This window comes from Okeania sp. SIO3I5 (assembly GCF_010672085.1).
Lineage (GTDB): Bacteria > Cyanobacteriota > Cyanobacteriia > Cyanobacteriales > Microcoleaceae > Trichodesmium.
Window position 1 is genome coordinate 934 of record NZ_JAAHHT010000051.1, and the last position, 20,730, is coordinate 21,663.

General features: G+C 34.3%; 14 protein-coding genes. 10 read left to right on the forward strand and 4 right to left on the reverse strand.

The window, feature by feature from the left end:
- Positions 1 to 1,124: 1,124 nt before the first annotated feature.
- The gene (locus F6K40_RS14285; protein ID WP_293136912.1) at positions 1,125 to 4,259 is read left to right on the forward strand and encodes a transglutaminase family protein; all 3,135 of its coding nucleotides are present in this window, start codon (positions 1,125 to 1,127) and stop codon (positions 4,257 to 4,259) included.
- A gap of 535 nt (positions 4,260 to 4,794) precedes the next feature.
- On the opposite strand, the gene F6K40_RS14290 is transcribed toward F6K40_RS14285, so the two are convergent.
- Together F6K40_RS14290 and F6K40_RS14295 are read right to left on the reverse strand one after the other, a co-directional pair.
- Positions 4,795 to 5,028: a hypothetical protein gene (locus tag F6K40_RS14290; RefSeq protein WP_293136914.1), complete on the reverse strand. Its 234-nt coding sequence runs from the start codon at positions 5,026 to 5,028 to the stop codon at positions 4,795 to 4,797.
- Positions 5,029 to 5,161: 133 nt separating this feature from the next.
- The gene (locus tag F6K40_RS14295; protein WP_293136916.1) at positions 5,162 to 5,344 is read right to left on the reverse strand and encodes a hypothetical protein; all 183 of its coding nucleotides are present in this window, start codon (positions 5,342 to 5,344) and stop codon (positions 5,162 to 5,164) included.
- A 470-nt stretch (positions 5,345 to 5,814) separates the two neighbouring features.
- On the opposite strand from F6K40_RS14295, the gene F6K40_RS14300 reads away from it, so the two are divergent.
- From F6K40_RS14300 to F6K40_RS14320, 5 genes are all read left to right on the forward strand, one after another.
- Entirely contained in the window at positions 5,815 to 6,000 is a 186-nt protein-coding gene (locus tag F6K40_RS14300) for a hypothetical protein (RefSeq protein ID WP_293136918.1), read from the forward strand.
- Between the two features lie 44 nt (positions 6,001 to 6,044).
- Positions 6,045 to 7,172 (forward strand): AAA family ATPase, encoded by a 1,128-nt coding sequence (locus tag F6K40_RS14305; RefSeq protein ID WP_293136919.1) that lies wholly within the window; start codon positions 6,045 to 6,047, stop codon positions 7,170 to 7,172.
- 2 nt (positions 7,173 to 7,174) lie between these two features.
- Positions 7,175 to 7,321, forward strand: a complete 147-nt coding sequence (locus tag F6K40_RS14310) for a DUF3226 domain-containing protein (RefSeq protein ID WP_293136920.1) — start codon at positions 7,175 to 7,177, stop codon at positions 7,319 to 7,321.
- 206 nt (positions 7,322 to 7,527) lie between these two features.
- Positions 7,528 to 7,701 carry a hypothetical protein gene (locus tag F6K40_RS14315; protein WP_293136921.1) on the forward strand — a complete coding sequence of 58 codons (174 nt, stop codon included), beginning with the start codon at positions 7,528 to 7,530 and terminating at the stop codon, positions 7,699 to 7,701.
- 48 nt (positions 7,702 to 7,749) lie between these two features.
- Positions 7,750 to 8,121 carry a DUF3226 domain-containing protein gene (locus F6K40_RS14320; protein ID WP_365671440.1) on the forward strand — a complete coding sequence of 124 codons (372 nt, stop codon included), beginning with the start codon at positions 7,750 to 7,752 and terminating at the stop codon, positions 8,119 to 8,121.
- 653 nt (positions 8,122 to 8,774) lie between these two features.
- Here F6K40_RS14320 and F6K40_RS14325 read toward each other — a convergent pair.
- Positions 8,775 to 9,197: a hypothetical protein gene (locus F6K40_RS14325; RefSeq protein ID WP_293136923.1), complete on the reverse strand. Its 423-nt coding sequence runs from the start codon at positions 9,195 to 9,197 to the stop codon at positions 8,775 to 8,777.
- A gap of 931 nt (positions 9,198 to 10,128) precedes the next feature.
- Here F6K40_RS14325 and F6K40_RS14330 point away from each other — a divergent pair.
- Together F6K40_RS14330 and F6K40_RS14335 are read left to right on the forward strand one after the other, a co-directional pair.
- Positions 10,129 to 12,510: a protein kinase domain-containing protein gene (locus F6K40_RS14330; protein ID WP_365671430.1), complete on the forward strand. Its 2,382-nt coding sequence runs from the start codon at positions 10,129 to 10,131 to the stop codon at positions 12,508 to 12,510.
- A 1,146-nt stretch (positions 12,511 to 13,656) separates the two neighbouring features.
- The gene (locus F6K40_RS14335) at positions 13,657 to 16,437 is read left to right on the forward strand and encodes a colicin uptake protein (protein ID WP_293136924.1); all 2,781 of its coding nucleotides are present in this window, start codon (positions 13,657 to 13,659) and stop codon (positions 16,435 to 16,437) included.
- Positions 16,438 to 16,793: 356 nt separating this feature from the next.
- Here the strand turns inward: F6K40_RS14335 and F6K40_RS14340 are convergent, their stop codons facing one another.
- The gene (locus tag F6K40_RS14340; protein WP_293136938.1) at positions 16,794 to 17,126 is read right to left on the reverse strand and encodes a TMEM14 family protein; all 333 of its coding nucleotides are present in this window, start codon (positions 17,124 to 17,126) and stop codon (positions 16,794 to 16,796) included.
- Between the two features lie 850 nt (positions 17,127 to 17,976).
- On the opposite strand from F6K40_RS14340, the gene F6K40_RS14345 reads away from it, so the two are divergent.
- Together F6K40_RS14345 and F6K40_RS14350 are read left to right on the forward strand one after the other, a co-directional pair.
- A complete protein-coding gene (locus F6K40_RS14345) occupies positions 17,977 to 19,287 on the forward strand; it encodes an ATP-binding protein (protein WP_293136925.1) in 1,311 nt (436 codons plus the stop codon).
- A 484-nt stretch (positions 19,288 to 19,771) separates the two neighbouring features.
- Positions 19,772 to 20,218, forward strand: coding sequence for a tellurite resistance TerB family protein (locus F6K40_RS14350; RefSeq protein WP_293136926.1), 447 nt, complete (start codon positions 19,772 to 19,774; stop codon positions 20,216 to 20,218).
- The last annotated feature ends 512 nt before the right edge of the window (positions 20,219 to 20,730 follow it).

A 20,730-nucleotide genomic window follows, 5' to 3' on the forward strand; every position in this document is an offset into this window, starting at 1 on the left:
AAAAATATAAATAATACATAAAAAAATATTACTTCTACTCTAAAATTTCATATAATTTTAATTGACTTTAATTTAGGCTGCTCCGATTAGAAATTTTGCTGAATTCCATAGAATTAAGTTTAATAAAAATGAACATAAAATTCACCATTGAGTAATCAAATTAAGCCATCTATTATTTATTAAGTTACTCGTAAAAAAGAATTATTCAATAGATAAAAATAACTATAATTATTGCTCTGCTGAATAAATATGAAAAAATTGAAATATAAAAGTTTCAGCCTTTTTAGATACCTAAAAAGTGCAAGCTTTTAGAGCTAAAAGGTTCAAAAAGCTAGCCTAGCATTTAAGGCTTACTAAGACAGAAAAATTAACGGACTATTCTTCCGATTAGTAATTTCATATTTGTTCGATTCTGCATTTGTTGAGGAATCTTTATTGATTTTTTTGGGCTTTGTTGCACAAATATCCTCAAAGCCTTGCCGTTATATTTTCCTATTTATAGTACAATGCCCTTTGAAAAAAATATAAATAATACATAAAAAAATATTACTTCTACTCTAAAATTTCATATAATTTTAATTGACTTTAATTTAGGCTGCTCCGATTAGAAATTTTGCTGAATTCCATAGAATTAAGTTTAATAAAAATGAACATAAAATTCACCATTGAGTAATCAAATTAAGCCATCTATTATTTATTAAGTTACTCGTAAAAAAGAATTATTCAATAGATAAAAATAACTATAATTATTGCTCTGCTGAATAAATATGAAAAAACTGAAATATAAAAGTTTCAGTCTTTTTAGATATCTAAAAAGTGCAAGCTTTTAGAGCTAAAAGGTTCAAAAAGCTAGCCTAGCATTTAAGGCTTACTAAGACAGAAAAATTAACGGACTATTCTTCACGAATCTATCCTCTAAACTCACGGTAAATTCTTACTCATGACTCATGACTCATGACTCCTACCCCTACCATTCAGACTTTTTCAGCAAACCCTAATTATTAACTATAACTACCGAATTAATGTTTTTTGTATTTCTCTATAGATTGTTATAAATAAGACTATCTCTAAGATAAAAACAGTTTGATAAATAACCTATTTTTTCTTTAATCCTAAAATTAATAATGTCAATAAAAGTCAGTCTGAATCATCAACTTATTTACAATTTTGACCGCCCTATTATTCTCGGACCGCATCAGTTAGGATTGCGTCCTTCTCTTCATTGTCCTACTCCGATTCAAAGTTATTCATTAAAAGTTGAACCTCAAGAACATCAAATTACTTGGCAACAAGACGTTTATGGTAATTTTATTAGCAAAATTAACTTTCTTCAGAAAACAGATAAACTAAAAATTGAAGTTGACATAATCGCTGAACTTAAACCCATAAATCCCTTTGATTTTCTCCTGGAAGCTTATGCAGAGAAATATCCTTTTGTTTATGAAAATTCGCTAAAAAAACAACTAACTCCTTTTTTAGAAATCGCCGAATCAGGAGATTTACTACAGGAATGGATAAATAAAAATAGACAAATAGACACCTATACTACTAATTTTATCAATTCTATTAATCAACAACTTGCTCAAGATATTAACTATGAAATTAGACTAGAACCAGGTATTCAAACTTGCGAAGAAACTCTCCACAAAAAAATTGGTTCCTGTCGAGATACAGCTTGGTTATTCGTACAAATTTTGCGTCATTATGGTTTAGCAGCTCGGTTTGTTTCTGGATATTTAATTCAACTCAAAGAAGATATCCCACCCCTCGATAATTCCCCTACTCCAGAATTTGACAATGGAGACTTACACGCTTGGGCAGAAGTTTATTTGCCGGGAGCGGGTTGGATAGGTCTAGACCCCACCTCTGGTTTTTTGGCAGCAGAAGGTCATATTCCCCTGGTCTGTACTCCAGAACCTACAGCAGCAAATCCAGTACAAGGCACGACTGAACCCTGCGAGTCTAACTTAGAATTTTACGTCACGGTCTCTCGGTACGAAGAAAAACTAAGACCTACTAAACCTTACAGTGAAGAGGAATGGGAAAAAATTAACAACCTTGGTAGGGAAGTTGAGGCAAAACTAAGACGTCTTAGTTTAGGGTTAACGATGGGAGGAGAACCTACCTTTATTTCTATTGATAATTTTGAATCTCCACAATGGCGAGTGGAAGCTTTGGGAGATGAAAAACGCCGACTTGCGGGACAGTTGTTAAACCGTCTGGAAAAAAGATTTGCTAAGAATGGAGGATTATTACATTATGGTTTGGGTAAATGGTATCCGGGTGAAGCTTTGCCAAGGTGGGCACTAGGATGTTATTGGCGTCAAGATGGAGTTCCTATTTGGAGCGATCGCTCTCTCATGGCACAAGACAATAAAGATTATGGTCATGCTCGGAAGGAAGCAGAAATTTTTATCCAGAGTTTAGCGCAACATCTGGGCGTTAATTCAAGTTGCATCATTCCTGCTTATGAACAGGAAACTGAAACACCTGCGGGTTATGTTTTGCCGATTTTGTCAGTCTTGAAAAATGAAAATTTGCACTGGAGTAGTTGTCATTGGCAATTACCCGAAAGTAAATTTCACTTGATCCCTGGGGACTCACCCTTGGGGTTTCGTTTGCCACTTAGTTCCATTTCTTGGGCAGAAAATTTGGAACCTGAAGCAACCGTCGATATTAACCACCCCCCCACAACTCCAAGTCCTACATTCTTAGAAGCTCCTGAAAATTCTATTCGGGTAGCTTTAACCACAGAAGCGCGACTTGGAAAAATACATATATTTATCCCACCCATGACTTCTGCTAGAAGTTATTTAGATTTAATTGCGACGATTGAAAATACGGCAAAGCAACTAAAAATTCCCGTCATAGTTGAAGGTTACACACCTCCTGGGAATGAGGGAATAGATGGATTTCAAATTACTCCAGACCCAGGGGTAATAGAAGTAAATATTCATCCCGCAGAAAATTGGCATGAGTTGGTCGAGATTACTACAAGTTTATATGAAGAGGCGCGTTTGTGTCGGTTGGGAACTGAAAAATATCAGTTAGATGGTCGTCGGATAAGTACCGGTGGGGGAGCGCATATTACTATTGGCGGTAAGAATCTGTCGGAAAGTCCTCTATTAAGACGACCAGATTTATTGCGGAGTCTAATTACATATTGGCAACATCATCCTAGTTTGTCTTATTTATTTTCTGGTTTATTTGTCGGTCCGACGAGTCAAGCACCCCGAATAGATGAGGCGCGACATGAAAGTTTGTATGATTTGGAAATTGCTTTTCAGGAGTTACAACCGGGAAAAGAAGTTGCCCCCGAATTAATAGATCGTTTGTTGAGAAATTTATTGGTGGACGTCACGGGAAATACTCACCGCACCGAATTTTGTATTGATAAATTATTTCCAGTGGAAAATCTACGCCGTCGGTTTGGGTTATTGGAGTTTCGAGGATTTGCAATGCCTCCCCACCCTAGAATGAGCTTATTACAAATGTTGTTAATTCGGGCTTTGGTGGCGTGGTTTTGGGAACAACCTTATCAACGAGATTTGATTCGCTGGGGGACAATGCTCCACGATCGCTTTTTTCTGCCTCATTATATAGGTGAGGATTTTCAAAAAGTAATTAGAGATTTGCAGTCGGCAGGTTTTGGATTTGAATTTGACTGGTTTGCGCCGTTTTTTGAATTTCGTTTTCCGACAGTTGGGGAAATAATGCGGGATGGGTTGCAGTTGGAGTTACGTTATGCAATTGAACCTTGGCACGTTTTGGGAGAAGAAACAACTGGTGGAGGAACAGCGCGTTATGTGGATGATTCGATGGAAAGGTTGCAAGTAATCTTGCGAGGTGCGATGGGAGATTCGCCCAATCAGGATAGTGTAGGTTCGCGGTATTTAGTTTTGTGTAATGGTCGTCAGGTACCTTTGCACTCTACGGGTGTGACAGGTGAGTATGTAGGGGGGGTAAGGTATAGAGCGCGGAAATATGGGAGTTTATTACATCCAGCGATCGAATCTCATAGTCCGTTGCTGTTTGAAATTGTGGATAGTGCAGTAGGGCGAAGTATTGGTGGGTGTAGTTATTATGTGAGTCCTCCCAATGGGAAAGTTTATCGGCAGTTTCCGGTAAATCATCGGGAGGCAGAGTCACGGATGGTAGAGCGGTTTATAGGAATGGGGCATTCTTCTGGAGAGGTTGAGTTGTCCCCGCTGCGGTTAAGTTCGGAATATCCGTTGACTTTAGATTTGCGGAGGACTTAGAGGTATTATTTTTGATTACATGAGTATATATTATCGGTAATATATACACCACCAGACCAATCATGGTAACTAGGATATGGGTTGTAATCATTGTTTTGGAAATTTTTACATTATTCATAATTCATTGGTTGGTTTGTGTGATTTTTAATTCAGATGGTGGTGATTATTCTCAGGACAAACGCATCTAAATTCTGTAAGCTCCTGCTGTTAAGCTTTAGAGAAGTAACGAGTATGAATACTCAGAAGTCTGACATTCTTCCCCTGTCAGAATTTCAAAATAAGATGCGTTTGCCCTGTGGTTATTCTTTTAATCACCCCACTTAGATTAAATATAAAATGTACTATTGTCAAATATCAAGTATAAAATATTATATTATTTCAAGCTTGATATTTTTTGATTTTTATTAATAGCCATTTCCAGAAATTAATATTTTACAGGGGTTTTATGTGAATCATCAGATATATTTAATTAAAGCAATAATTATGTACTAAGTATTTAATAATACCTTTGCCTAAATGTTTATACTTGAAATGATTAATGGTATAGGTTCGCCAATATTTTGAAGAAGACAAATAATATAAAATCCGGTAGTCCTGCTGAGGAATGGCGAAGATACATAAGTTTTGTAATTTCTTCCCACACCTCCCACACCTCCCACACTTCCCACACCTCCCACACCTCCCACACCTCCCACACGAACCAACTTCCCACACCTCCCACACCTCCCACACCTCCCACACTCTCTCTACCATTCCTCAGCACCACCACCTAAAATCCGGCTAATTAGTTATCGTATAGCACTTTTGCCGCTACGCGGAATTCAAAATTCAAAATTCATGCATTATTGGTTAGTAAGGGTTTTAGGATTTTGTAACTGGTCAGTTATTTCTGCCATCCTGTACTAGGAAGATGAGGTAAAATCCCTATTTTCGAGAGCTTCGGAAAATGAAAATATGGTAGTCCTGCTGAGGAATGGCGAAGATACATAAGTTTTGTAATTTCTTCCCACACGAACCAACTTCCCACACGAACCAACTTCCCACACCTCCCACACCTCCCACACCTCCCACACTCTCTCTACCATTCCTGAGCACCACCGCCGAAAATATTTCTCCTATTGCTCTTGGGAAAATTCCTGAATATGGAAAAGTTTTTTTTGAACGGTTAATTGGGTTGAATAAAAAGTCATGCGTAGGGGCGAACAACCCCATCTAATCTTTAGAATATCACAAAAGTTGTGAGGAAGCAACGGGAAATCTTTTGACCCCCCGAAATTTTTGGGAGCTTCAGACAATGAAAATGTTCGTGATTTTTGATTGAGCAGGAAGGGAAAGATTTGATGAGGGAACAATCTCTATTTCCGAGAGCTTCAGAAAATGAAAATATTTCTGCTATTGCTCTTGGGAAAATTCTTGGATATTGAAAAGGTTTTGTTGAGCGGTCAATTTGGTTGAATAAAAAGTCATGCGTAGGGGCGAACGAGCCCATCTAATCTTTAGAATATCACAAAAGTTGTGAGGAAGCAACGGGAAATCTTTTGACCCCCCGAAATTTTTGGGAGCTTCAGACAATGAAAATGTTCGTGATTTTTTGATTGAGCAGGAAGGGAAAAATTTGATGAGGGAACAATCTCTATTTCCGGGAGCTTCAGAAAATGAAAATATTTCTGCTATTGCTCTTGGGAAAAAATTGCTTTCGCTTTGTCGCTGCGGACGACTCTTAAACCGGATTCTATATTAAAATTAATTTTAATATTTTCAAATAGATATGAACAGGAAATAAATATGTTGAAATCGTTAACTATAAATAATTTTCGTTGCTTCCAATCTTTTGAACTTCAACAACTTAGCAGAGTTAATTTATTAGTTGGAATGAATAATAGTGGGAAAACTTCAATTTTAGAAGCAATTCAACTTTTATATTCCTTTCATCAACCAGGCAAATTTCATAAAATGATATTAGATAGAGGAGAATATTTTACGGAAGGCGATCGCCAACTGGATATTCGTCACCTTTTCTATGGGCGTGAAATTTCATTAGGAAGCGAATTTTCTATAGTAGGAAATAATGGAAAAGAACAGGAAAAGTTCATTGCTTCAATACAAACAGAGTATCCTAATAATTCCGAGCAAGATATATCAGATAATTCAGAAGAATTTAGAGATGAGTTAGAATCATCAAAAAAACTTGTTTTTATACTTGATTGGCAGAATCAACCAGTAAAAATAAAACGAAATTTATCAGATTATGGAGGTGTATATCTGGGAGACTCAAATTGGGCTATATTGGCGACAAAATTAAATACAAGAGTTGCTAAATCAATTGTAAAATCCCAATTTATTGCACCATTGTCTCTGAATATTAGAGAAATTAGTAAACTATTTGATGAAATTGTATTAACACCAGAGGAAAATTTGACTCTAGAAGCACTGCAAATTATTGAACCTAAAATTGAACGTATTGCTTCAATTGGTCCTGAAAAATACGATTCTAATAATGAAATTGTAGGAGCAAGAGGTGGATTTAGAGTAAAAGTTTCTGACCAAAAACAACCCATACCTATTGGCAGTATGGGAGAAGGAATATGGCGAATTTTAGCATTAGCGATCGCTCTGGTTTCTGCTCAAGGTGGAGTATTACTTGTAGATGAAATTGATACTGGTTTACATTTTTCTACAATGTCTGATATGTGGAAACTTATTTGGAAAACAGCGAAAAAATTAGATGTTCAAGTATTTGCTACGACTCATAATAGTGATTGTTGGAGTAGTCTTGCGGATGTGATTAAAAGTGAAGGTTTAGAAAGTGAAGAAATTAAAATTCACAGAATAGAAGCTGATAAAAATAGTTCTGTAGTTTTCACAGAACCAGAAATTGTTATTGCTGCAAAACGTGACATAGAGGTGCGATAGTAATGGCAAAAAAAGGAAGAAAATTACCTCCTAAAAATAAGCTCTTGGTAGAGGGTGCTGAGGATAAAAGAGTTATTCCATATTTGATAGAAGCGAATGGAGTTCCTTGGGGTGAAAATAAAGAAGAAGCTTCAACAATTAATAATTAATAATGAATAATGAATAATTAATAATTACCTCTCCTTGAAAAGAAGAGGATTGACTAATTATGAAAATTTTTATTTATTATCCCCTGAAAAGGGGAGGCTTTAAACCAAAATTTTTCGGTAAGCATTCAGCACTCAGCTATCAGCTACATTACCTTTAGTTTACAAGTCAAGGTTATCATTATTATGCTTAAATTCTTTGGTTAAAAATGGTAGAAGTTCAACTAAATTATGGCTTCATTCATTTAATGAACCAGAAAATACATGGCAAACTATTAGGAATGTTTGTTTGCTTAAAAATTAAGGTTGAAAACCTTTGCTTTCAAGGAGAAAAAACAAAAAAATTATTTTTAACCAATCCTTTTATTAAAAAGAAAAGGTAATTATTAATTATTAATTATTAATTGTTAATTATTAATTATTGAATAAGTATTCCTGATTTTCCTGAAAATTTACCAGAAACAGGTCTAATTCATAACACTAATTCTGGTGTTAAATTTGGAGTGTGGATGATGCCAGATAATAAAATGCGTGGGATGCTAGAAACATTTCTAACTTATATGATTCCTGACGAAAATGAACCTATTTGGAATTATGCACAAACAGTTGTTATGGAAGCTAAAAATCAAGGTGCGCCATTTATAGAAAATCATAGTGATAAAGCTAATATTCATACATGGTTAGCTTGGCAAAATCCTCCTGGTCGTCAATTACATAATGCTGTGATGGAAAAAATATTAAATCCAAAACATCCCCAAGCTCAAATATTTATTAACTGGTTTAAAAAATTATATGACTTGTAAAATTTATCAAATTTAATTTGAACTATAGTAAAAAAATTCCAAATATATAGATAGTCTCAAAATTTGGCTTTTGTTAGCTCTCTCCTTTTTTTGAGGATATTTTATACAAAACTAAAATATGATTCCTCGATCAAAATTATGAGTGATACAAATTGAAGTTATCTATAAAATTATTTATAAGTTATAAGTTATATAAATCTCAAGAAAGGAGCGATCGCCTGAAATCTCTCCCCATATATTATATTGACTATTCAAAATTACTCTGCTAAAACAAAGGCATAAATAAATATTAATTTTATCCTTATTTATAGCTAATGTAGAGATGATTAAATAACTCAAAAATTCTGACAATTACCCCATTAATCTACCAGTTAATTTTGACCAATAAGTAAAGTATGAACACTACTACTTCAGCAAAATTTACTCATCACTGATTTTGGGAGGGATAGTTCAGTCTGATACCAGTTAATTTCGACCAATAAATAAAGTTTCAAACCTCCCTATTACACAAGTTACTGATAACTGATAACTGAAATAACTGCCCTCCCAATTATACATCCAGAAAAAACTCAACAATAATTTTCAAATATTTGTTGTGATTTGTAGATGCTAAAAATCCTGAATTTAATACTACTATATTGGCTTAATTATAGTTATTTTAATAATTCCGCCCGGATACAACCTTTTTCCCATTTCCAGTTAGGTAAAGATTTTTGAGGAAGAAAAATTGCCCAGATTGAACCTTCAGGACTTTTATAAAAACCCGTAATTTCAGCTTCTACCAAACTACTCCAGGGTGCCGATACTAAAATTTTATCTCCCGAACTAAACACTTTTCCATTAGCATTAGTTGCTTGTTGAATAGATTCTTTTAATTTTGGTTTATTTGGTTTTCTAGGTCTTTGTGGTTTATACGGTTGATTTGTACCTTCTGTTCTTAATGAAGGGTTTTTTACTGGAGTAGGTTTTTCTTGTTTGGATTCAGTTTTTTCACACACTTTCTCCTTAGCAGAATTATCTTCAATTGGCTGTTTTGGTCTAACAGGTCTGTTGATTGCTATTATTTCGTTACTCATTCACTTAACTCCCTATACCTGATTTTAGCTATCTTTCTATCTATGATAGCACTAATGAAATTTGGCTTTTGTGTTTGGTGGCCTAAATCAATTTAGTCTTCTACATTACACTTTTTACTAGAATAAATTTATGTTCACCAAATAATATATTCCCCAGAATTAATTATTAAGGGTTATTCTTAAATTTCTAACTTTCAGTATTTAAATCAGGAAATTTTGTTACTTAAGATTATTTTTACTCAATTGATATAAATTTAAAACCGTAATAATTAAACTATTAGCAATTAGCTTTTTCTGTGAAATGCTGGATAAATAGCAATAGGAAATCAGGGTTAGGAAAAAATGAATAGTTTATTAGTATTTTCCATAACATCTACTACCTAATGGCCTTAACGAATATCAACTATTTAAGTAAGTTCTGGCTAATAACTAACTGCTGAATGCTTACCTAAAACCTTTCATCTGGCGAGATATTAATTAAAGAAACTTTAACGGTTTTACTTTTTGCCTATTCATAGAGCAATATTAAGCTTTAAAACTATTTGATTTGAGAAAATAATTTTGAAAAAATATATATACTGTAGTTTTGCTAAAATAATTCAGCAATGACAAAATATTCAAAGCTTTACCAATCAATACTTTGAATTTTTAATTTTTAACTGCCACGTAGGGGCACTACTAACTTTTTTTGTCTTAATTTTTTGCTATTTTTATAATCTTAGATGTCAAAGGTGAGTAAATTGTTTGATGCCATAAGATGGGTTGCTAAAATTAATTAGAAAATTGGCAGAGATACGGAAATAGGGAACAGTTCATACTCAAATTTCGTACCTTATACCTAACTTAAGGCTGTCAACTTATTTATACCCAACTACTTAATTAAAACCCTGTCCTTAAGAACGAGGTTTTATCAATAAAAAAAGGCTCTACTATGATGATTGAAAATATTTTAGATGGACGCTATCAAATTATTAAAATTATTGAATCAGGAGAATTTGGCCATACTTATATAGCCCAAGATATTCGTCGTCCTGGAGAAGCACAATGTTTTGTTAAGCATTTACAGCCAAATACTTACGATCAAAGATTTCTAGAAATCATTCGCCGTAGATTTGAACAAGAAGCAAAAACACTAGAAAAGCTATCTGAACACAATCAAATTCCTAAACTCCTTGCTTACTTTGAAGAAAATCAAGAATTTTATTTAGTTCAATCTTTTATTCCTGGTCAATCTTTAGATAATGAAATATTGCCTGGTAAAGCTCTATCTGAAATACAAGTAATTAGAATTCTCATAGAAGTATTAGAAATTTTAGAGTTTGTACATGGAAATAATGTAATTCATCGAGATATTAAACCTACTAATTTAATTAGAAGAAAATCAGATCATAAATTAGTTTTAATTGATTTTGGCGCTGTTAAAGAAATTAATATTGCTCAACAAAATAAAACAGCAAGGATTGGCACGATGGAATATATGCCAATTGAACAATTTGAATATAACCCACAATTCAATAGTGATATTTATGCTTTAGGAATGATGGGAATTCAGGGGATTACGGGATTACCTAGTAGTGAATTATCTAAACTAAAAGATAACGAAAATGGTAACAAAAGAGAAATATTTTGGCGAGACAAAACAAATTGTTCTACAGCTCTAGCGGATATTTTAGATAAGATGGTGCGCTATGATTATCACGAACGTTATCAGTCAACAGGAGAAGTTATTGCGGATTTAAAAGAAATTAGCAATAAATCAAGTCAAATTATAGATAAAAAGGAAATTTATCGGGAAGAGGTTGTTCGTCAAGCTAGCTATCGACGAGGAGATATTTCTGTTACAGGGAGAAAAATTTTAGATGAACTACGAGAAAGTTTTGAAATCTCAAAAGAAGATACGGAAATAATTGAGGATAAGATATTAAATCCTTACCGTAAATATCAGGAGAAAGGCAGAAAATATGAACAAGCATTACTAGATGAAATACAAAAACAATATCCTTTTAGTGATGAAACTCGTGAAGAGTTAGAACGTCTACAACAAGTTTTACGACTGACTCAAGAAGATATAAAATTAATAGAAGACAGAGTATTGCCTAAATCTTTACTTATAAAATTAAAAAAAATATGGAGCGATAACTCTCAAAAATTATCTATTAACTGGTGGTTAATTTTAGGATTAATCGCTATTGTCATTGCAGTAATATTTGCTATTGATAGATATATTAAATTTCAGAATTATAATAAAGTACAGCAACAGCAAGCATTAGAAAAGGAACAAAAGGAAACGGCACAATTAAATTCATTTAGAAAATTATATGCAGAGCGAAATTATGAAAATTGCATCAGTAAAACAACTCTAATTAGTGAAAAATCTAATATTTTTGCTGAAGCTCAGGATATTTTACAAAAATGTCAACAAGGTAAAAATTGGCAGAATTATCAAGTAGAAAATTTATCTCAATATTCAGCTGCAGTCGGTAGTGTTGTATTTAGTCCTGATGGAAAAATGTTAGCTACTGGTAGTAGAGATACAACAGTAAAAATTTTAGAAATACCTACAGGAAAAGTTATTAACACATTTCCTGGGGATGATTCTCCAATTTGGTCAGTTGCTTTTAATAGCGATGCTACTCAATTAGTTGCAGGTACTTATGATTGGAGAGTAATTGTCTGGAATTTGGCAACAGGAGAACCATTTCGGGTTTTTGAACATAGAGCTCCTATTTGGTCAGTTGTTATGAGTCCTGATAATGAAATAATTGCTAGTTCTAGTGGAGATAAAACGGTAAAAGTTTGGGATTTAAAAACGGGTTTCTTAGTTTTTAATTTCCCCGATCACTCAGATGCAGTTTTTTCTATTGATATTAGTTCTGATGGTAGAAAGTTGGTTAGTGGTAGTGCAGATAAAACTATCAAAATTGAAGATTTGGATACGGGAGAATTACTTAATACATTAACTGGACATGAAGGAGTTATTAGGTCTATTAAGATTACTCCAAATGGTGAAAAAATAGTTAGTGGTAGTTATGATAAAACGGTTAAAATTTGGGATTTAAAAACAGGAAAGTTAATTAAAACTTTGTCTGGTCATACTGCTGAAGTTGTATCTATTGATATTAGTCGAGATGGTCGGTATATTGCTAGTGGTAGTAAGGATAAAAGTATTAAGATATGGGATTTAGAAACAGGAGAATTGCTGAATACTTTAACCGGACATACAGATGAAATTTATACAGTTAGTTTTAGTCCTGATGGTAATAGTATTGCTAGTGGAAGTAAAGATAGAACTGTTAAACTTTGGCAGAAATAATAATGGATAATGGATAATGGATAATTGATGATTGATGATTAATAATGGATTATGTCTTAATAGATATCTCCGATAATCAAAAATAAAATCAATTATCGTACAGAAATAATCAATTATTTCCCCCTACTCCCTACTCCCTACTCCCTAATAGTAATTAATAATTAATATAATAATTGATAATTGATAATTGATGGTTGATGATGAATAATGGATTATGCCTTAATAGACATCTCCGATAATCAAAAATAAAATCAATTATTTTCTCCTACTCCCTACTCCCTCTTTTCCGGAGAGGTCTAATAATTAAGATTCCTATTTACAAAACTATTAAACTTATATTCCGCACGTCAACTGGTAGTATTAAAAGTAATATAAAGGTAAGCATTCAGCCGTCAGTTATCAGCTAGCCTCCTAGGTCGGAACTTTCCTTCGGAATGCTACGCAAACGTTAACAGCTTTGAGTTATTAGCTTTGAATTATTAATTTATTAATAAATAAAAGAAGGAATTAGTCTCTAAAAAGTGAAATATGTTTGCCCAGTATTCCACAGGAAATGCTAAATACTAATAGCTAAATGTTTATATATTAAAGATTGATTATTTAGTAAATATTTATACTGTGTAAATATGATTTATTTACGATTCTCAAGGAGAGAATTATCAGAAAAATACTATAAATTAGGAATGATTTTGATAGAATTTAAGAAGATTTAAGCTCAACCAAAATCCTTTTATATTCTGAGGAATGACTCCTAATTAGGGTTTGCTGAAAAAGTATTTTTGCTCTTTGCAGTAGTCAGTAGTTAGTAGTCAGGAGAAATGAAAGTTTAGAGGTGGTAGGAGTTAGAATTCTTCCTGAATCCATCCCACTAATAATATTTTTGCTGAAAAGCCCAAATATTGTTAAAGATAAAAACGAAAAATCTAACTTTTCAGGAAAATTTTACTTAAGTAAATCAGCATTTTTATATAGGATTTTGGGTTGACAAGAGCCGAAAAATCAAGGGATAATTCTGCCTTCTGCCTTCTCTAAATTCCTTACTCCTCCTGTCTCCTGTCTCCTGTCTCCTGACTCCTACCCTTACTCATAAGACTTTTTCAGCAAACCCTATGCTACACTTTGAAGTGCAGAATGTAGGATTAAGTTATGAGTAAAACAGAAAGTACCAAAGAATATCCACTTAAAATAGATAACAATGGTGTAATTCGTCTGAAGCCACAACAGTATATTCATGTTCTTGACAATAATACTGGTGTCACCAGACTAGAAATAGGTCCGCAAACTATTACTCTAGGAGATGCGGAAAGGTTGGTTTTACAACAAAGACAGACTATTATTATTCCACCTCGTCATTACTGTATAGTGACTAATCCTGTATTAAAGGATAGTGATAATCAACTTCTGGTCGATGAGTATGGTCAAATTAGACTGAGATATGGCGATCGCGAAATTCGTTTTGCTCAAGATCCTTTCCCTTTATATCCAGGAGAAATACTGGAAAAAAATGTAACTGAACTACAGGTAGTTGGGACAAATCAAGCTCTACGTCTCATAGCTATTAGAGATTTTACCGATACAGTCACTATTGCTGGAGAATCTCAAACTGTCACTCGTATTACAGGGGATGAATGGTTATTTGAGGGACCGGGAACTTACACCCCAAGGGTAGAAGTTCAAGTTATAGCCACAGTTATTGCTAAAATAATTAAGCCTAACCAAGCGCTACGACTCCTGGCACGACAAAATTGTATAGATCGTCAAGGTGACAGACGGAGAGCGGGGGAAGAATGGTTGGTTAGGGAAGAGGGTGCTTATTTACCAGGAGTAGATGAAGAGATAGTCGATACTATTAATGCTTATGTATTAACAGAACTCCAAGCACTACACCTAAAAGCAAAACGTACTTTTACTGATATTTTTGGTCAGCAACGCAAAGCTGGAGATGAATGGTTAGTTACCTTTGCAGATGCTGAAATTCATATTCCCGATGTTTATGAAGAAGTAGTGGGAGAAGTCAAAATTACTACTTTGAGCGATCGGGAATGGTGCATAGTTATTAATCCTATAGATACCGATGGTAAACCACAGTGGGGTACCAAAGAAGTACGCCAGGGTAGAACATCATTTTTTCTACACCCTGGTGAATATTTAGAAACAGAATTCTCTTTTGGTGAACCGCAGTCGGGTACGAAGGAAGTACGTCAGGGTAAAACATCCTTTTTTGTAGAACGTCCTAAATTTGAACCAGCATATTCCTATGCCTCCTTAGAGTTAGAGTCAGACTCAGAGTTAGACTTAGAGGAAGATCAAGACTTTGAAACAGGAATTAGAAAAGTCTACGTCTTGGGAGAACAAGAAGCACTCCTACTCAAAGCTGAGGAAACTTTCACTGAGGGAACAGGAGCAAACCTAATTACTAGGCAACCAGGAGATTTATGGATGATTGCCGGGCCAAGAGATTATATTCCCCCGGTAGAAGTAGAAGTATTGGCCAGACGTCAGGCTATTCCCCTAGACACAAATGAAGGTATATATGTACGAGACGTTCAAACTGGGGAATTGAAATTAGTCAGCGGGCCTCAAGCTTATATGTTAGCTCCTTATGAGGAACTCTGGGAAAAAGAATTGCCAGAGGTTGTAGAGCAATTTTTAGAGCAAAAAATAGACCCGATAGCCGATCGTGGTCTTTTGCGTCAGCGACGAGCAGCTTCGACACCCCCAGCGCCACCGCAACGAGACCGCACCCAGGCAGTAGTTTTTCATGTACCGCAAAATGCTGTAGTTCAAATCCACGATTACAAAAATCGCACTGCTAGAACAGTTTTTGGGCCTGATTTGGTGATGTTAGGGCCGGATGAAGCTTTTACAGTGTTGAGCTTGTCTGGGGGCAGACCTAAGAAAGCAAATATGATCAAGTCTTTGGCTTTGTTTTTGGGGCCTGATTTTATGACGGATCTTTTTACTGTGGAAACTTCAGACCATGCCAGGTTACAGTTACAGTTGTCTTATAATTGGTATTTTGATGTGGACACAGATAATCCCCAGGCAGCAGCAAGATTATTCCAAGTGCCTGATTTTGTGGGGGATGCTTGTAAGGCGATCGCTTCTCGCGTCCGGGGTGCAGTGGCAGGGCAAAAGTTTGATGAGTTTCACCGTAACTCGGCTCGCATTATTCGGGAGGCTGTGTTTGGTTTGGATGAGGAAGGGAGGATTAGGGATGAGTTTAGATTTAGAGTAAATAATTTGGTGGTGACTAATATTGATATTCAGTCAGTGGAGCCGGTTGATGAGGAGACGTTGAAGAGTTTACAGAAGTCGGTACAACTGGCAATTCAAATTACAACTGATGCTCAGGAAGCTGCTGCTCGTCGAGATGCTGAAAGAATTGAACAGGAGGCTAAGGCGAGGTTGGAGCGACAGATAATTGTAGATAGGGGTGCTTCGGAGGTAGAGCGGAAACAATTATTGGAGTTGGAGGCGGAAAATGCTGCTATTCAGGCGACGGGTGTGGCTAGTGCTGAGGCTAGGGCAAAGGCGGAAGCTGCTCAGATTCAAGGCCAGTTGGCGGTGAATTTGGCAGAGCAGGAAGTTGAGGCGGTACGGATTCGCCATGAGGCGGAAATGGCTCAGTTGAGGGCGCGTCAGGAGGCTGAGTTGGCTCATCAGCGGGCATTGAATAGTTTGGAGATTGAGAAGGCAAGGCAAATGGCTGAAATTACTGGTACTGAGTTTCAGCAAAAAGTGGAGGCTTTGGGGGCTGAGACTATTCGGGCGATCGCTCAAGCTGGCCCAGAAATGCAGGCGAGGTTGTTGGAGGGGCTTGGTCTTCAGAGTGTTTTGATTACTGATGGTAAGAGTCCAATTAATCTTTTTGGTACGGCTAATGGTTTGATTAATCCGGTAATGCCACAAGTAAATAATGAATAATTAATAATTAATAATTAATAATTAATAATTAATTATTCATTATTAGGGTTTGCTGAAAAAGTTTTATGGGTGAGGGTAGGAGTCAGGAGTCTTATGGGAATCGGAATAGCTGCTCCTTAATTTCTTTGCCCTTGTCTGGTCAAAATCCTAACTTTTTGAATCTGAGTTACCTAAAAGCTGGCACTTTTTATAACGAAAATAAAGTGCAAGTTTTTCAGCTAAAAAAGCAGAGAAACCGGGTTTATTAAAGAGTTCGCCATACTAATATCTACCTTCCATAAACCCGGTTTCTTAAACACTCCAAAGCAAGTGTTACTTACATCACTGATAACTGATAACTGATAACTGATAACTGATTAAATTGTGACTGAATTATTCAGACTAATTTGATATACCATAACTGCTACAGCAACAATACCAGTTAAAATCATTAATCCCGCAGGCATCATTTTACGAGTTTTAATTAAGCGGATAATGAATGTAATTACTAAAATAGTGCTAATAACTATAGAAAATATTAAACCCCAGTTTATTCCCATTAGCTGAATAATTCCACTAATAATTAGTAGTAAACCGCTAATACTACCAGATATTAAAGATATTTTGCTGCCTACTTTTGTATATCCAATAATGCCCCCAACAATCGCTAATATACCATAGGCGATCGCTGCTATTATGCCGATATTTATAGTCATTATTATTAAATTCCCAAAACTAAAACTAATTGATCAAGTAATTTATACAACTTACTTGCACAAATAGCTAGCCAACTTATTAAAAATTAATATTGCCTAATTTAAGATTCAATAATTCTTAACTTATGATTAAAGCTGAAATTTTCAACTATTCAATCACATTTTTGGGAAGATTTCTCGTTCTTAAGTTGTATCTTAAATAAATGTAAAAAAATAGTTATTTATAAATACAGAGAGTAAAATTTTTTATAAAGTTACTAAGTTACTAATGGGTAATGGATAATTAGAGATATAGCAATTCTATATTTTTTAATGCTTTTATATTTAATCATTAAACCCTAATTAGGGTCTGCTGAAAAAAGCAGAGTGTGGGAAGTGTGGGGAGGGTGGGAAGACAGAGTAAAGTAGGAGGAATAATTTTTCCTTGATTTTTCTACCCTTGGTCTCCCTAAAATCCTAAATTTTTGGTAGTTTTAGCAGGAATTGTTGCACTTTTTCAATTCCGAAAAAGGCTATAAGCTTTCTCTATAAAGACTTTTATATTTATTCAGCAGAGCAATAATTAGGGTTTGCTGAAAAAGTATGCATGGGTGAGGGTAGGAGTCAGGAGACTTGAGGAGTAAGAAATTTAGAGGAGTAAAGAAGGAAGAATTTAATTCGTGATTTTTCTGCGATAGTCAACCCTTTCATTCTAACTTTTTAAGCTCCCTAGAACGAAAACCTTATACTTTTTCAATCCAGAAAAAGGCGATAAGCTTTCTCTGTAAAGACTTTTATATTTATTCAGCAGAGCAATAATTAGAGATGGTTTTAATTATTAATTATTAATTATTCATTATCAATTATGTCTTCTTTAGATTCTCAAACTATCAATTTTATTCAAAAAATACAACAGCAAATAGCGTCTCTATTGTTATATCAATCTGTTTTAAAAAAAACAGTAGGTGAAGCTTTTATTCAGCTATTACAATCTTTGTCTAAAAATGATAGAACTGAAATAGAATACCTTCTAGCTTATGGCAACTGGTTTAGAACTATTGCTAGTCAAAATATTTCCTGGCAAGAATATCTAATTTCTCAGATTCTTCAGGATGATAATCCTTTTAGTCAACAAGTTCAAAAAATAGATATTAATACCCTATCTCCAAATTTAATTGCAGCAGCAAAACATGATTTACGAATCTTACAAAACCTTTATCAGCTAAGTGGTTACAAAATTAGTAGCTGGGTAGACACAATAGGTAAATTAAACTACACTCCCGTTGCTTGGGAATTAGAATCAGAAAGAAAAGAACCTATTTATGAACAGTTAAGAAATTTACAAAATTGGTCGGATGCTATTGAGATTTTAGCTACTCATTATCGTCATTTTGGTACGGGTTTATTTGCTGAATCAATTGCTTTTGAATGGCGTAATGGTGAACTATTAACTATTACCTATCCCGATCCAGTTAAATTAAAAGAATTAGTAGGATATGAATTTCAACGAGATACTTTAATTAAAAATACAGAATTTCTCCTAGCAGGATATCCAGCACTTAATGTTTTACTTTATGGTAGTCGTGGTTCGGGGAAATCTTCCTTAGTAAAAGGTTTATTAAATGAGTATAGTCAACGCAATCTCCGTTTAGTTGAAGTAGCTAAATCAGATTTAAAAGATTTACCATTAATTATTGAAAAATTACGGAATGTTCCACAAAAATTTATTATCTTTGTTGATGACCTTTCCTTTGAAGAAGATGATGATACCTTTAAAGCTTTAAAAGTTGTTTTAGAAGGTAATTTAACTGCCAGACCAGCAAATGTGGTAGTCTATGCTACATCAAATAGAAGGCATTTAATAAGAGAATTCTTTAACGATCGCCCTCGCCCAAAAGATAGTGATGAAATTCATAATTGGGATACAGTTCAAGAAAAGCTTTCTTTTAGCGATCGCTTTGGTTTAACTTTAACTTTTGAACCTGCTAACCAAGATACTTATTTAACAATTGTCAGACATCTGGCAAAGCAAGAAAAAATCAATCTAAATCCTAAAGATTTAGACTATCAAGCATTACAATGGGCAACTAGAAATAATGGTCGTTCTGGGCGAACGGCACGACAATTTATTGATTTTCTCAAAGCTAATGAACAATTAATAATGGATAATGGATAATGGATAATTGATAATTGATAATTAACTAGCTATTAGCTTTTAGCATTTCCGTTACAGAATGCTATGCAAACAGCTAACAGCTTGTAGGGGCGAATGGCCATTCTTATTGTTGGGTTTAAATCCCTGGTTTCTATAAACCGGAAGGTTGAGGAGAGTTCAACAATTAATAATTACCTCTCCTGAAAAGGGAGAGGATTGACCAAGAAGGAAAAAAATTTCTTTTCTCCCTCTTGAAAGGGGCAACTGTTAACCTTAATTATTTAATTATTAATTATTAATTATTCATTATTCATTATTTTGTATCATTCTTTTTTCGCACTGATATTAACAACTAAGTTTAAATGAATATAAACTTTAAGGTCAGGGGGGATAGCTTTTGTAGTAAGATTTATTCTGAATAAATAAAGCAATAGCTGAATGCTGAATGCTGAAGACTGAAGGCTAAATGCTGAAGACTAAATGCTGATAAAATGAGGTAACTAAAATGGGTCTTTTTGATCAAGGAACAGCAACAATACAAGCTACTGATATTAAGTTAGAACCTGCTGAAGCTTTTGCAGCGATCGCTTTAATTGCTGTAGCTGCTGATGGTATTATTACTGATAGTGAAAAACAAGGTTTTAGTAAGATTTTCTCTCGCATGGAACTGTTTAGTAATTATTCAGATGAAGGCAAGAGAGAAATGTTAGATCGTCTCTTAGGTATGATTAAGAATAAGGAAATTAAGCCTTTGTTTGATGCTGCAGTTATTAAACTTCCTCAAGAGTTAAAGGAAACAGTTTTTGCTGTTAGTACAGACTTAGTTTTAGCAGATAGAGACCTTGCTGAAGAGGAAGAACAACTTTTGAATGAATTGTATAATGCTTTGGAAATTTCTGAAGCAGTTGCTACTAAGATTATTGATGTAATAATGATTAAAAATAAAGGTTAATTTCAGTTATCAGTTATCAGTTATCAGTTATCAGTACCGACCCCTGAAACTGGTGGCTTCAAATATGAAATTTCTTTTTTTATATCCTGGAAAAGGGAAGTTTGAAAGGCTATTTATTGTTTAATAGGTAATAAGAAAGAACAAACCTGTAATTATAATTCACTAGGTCATAATGGGTTGAAGTCTCTCATGCTTATTGCCTTTTTTCTCCTGCTTTACTTTAAAAAAATAATTTGATTAATACGCAATTAAAAATGCTAAATTAAGTTTTAGTAATTCCTGATTTTTCCATAAAAGTTTTGGCTAAAATTTAGACATTTTATATTAAGTCAAATTGATCAATAAGAGATGAAAAAATTTCAAAGTATTTGCCTAGATTAAGATTTGAGGATAGGATAAAAGTATCCTTTAATCGCCGGATTTGGTATTACTGTTTCTGAGTTTTACAGCAATGCATGAGGATAGTGAGGTACACTTATAGGACTATTCTTATATTTCCTATTTCCTATTTC

Coding starts and splice junctions, on each gene's coding strand:
- F6K40_RS14345 (WP_293136925.1), top strand. CDS start 17,977: ATGTCTTCTTTAGATTCTCAAACTATCAATTTTATTCAAAAAATACAA.
- F6K40_RS14330 (WP_365671430.1), top strand. CDS start 10,129: ATGATGATTGAAAATATTTTAGATGGACGCTATCAAATTATTAAAATT.
- F6K40_RS14285 (WP_293136912.1), top strand. CDS start 1,125: ATGTCAATAAAAGTCAGTCTGAATCATCAACTTATTTACAATTTTGAC.
- F6K40_RS14310 (WP_293136920.1), top strand. CDS start 7,175: ATGGCAAAAAAAGGAAGAAAATTACCTCCTAAAAATAAGCTCTTGGTA.
- F6K40_RS14295 (WP_293136916.1), bottom strand. CDS start 5,344: ATGGTAGAGAGAGTGTGGGAGGTGTGGGAGGTGTGGGAGGTGTGGGAA.
- F6K40_RS14335 (WP_293136924.1), top strand. CDS start 13,657: ATGAGTAAAACAGAAAGTACCAAAGAATATCCACTTAAAATAGATAAC.
- F6K40_RS14350 (WP_293136926.1), top strand. CDS start 19,772: ATGGGTCTTTTTGATCAAGGAACAGCAACAATACAAGCTACTGATATT.
- F6K40_RS14315 (WP_293136921.1), top strand. CDS start 7,528: ATGGTAGAAGTTCAACTAAATTATGGCTTCATTCATTTAATGAACCAG.
- F6K40_RS14305 (WP_293136919.1), top strand. CDS start 6,045: ATGTTGAAATCGTTAACTATAAATAATTTTCGTTGCTTCCAATCTTTT.
- F6K40_RS14325 (WP_293136923.1), bottom strand. CDS start 9,197: ATGAGTAACGAAATAATAGCAATCAACAGACCTGTTAGACCAAAACAG.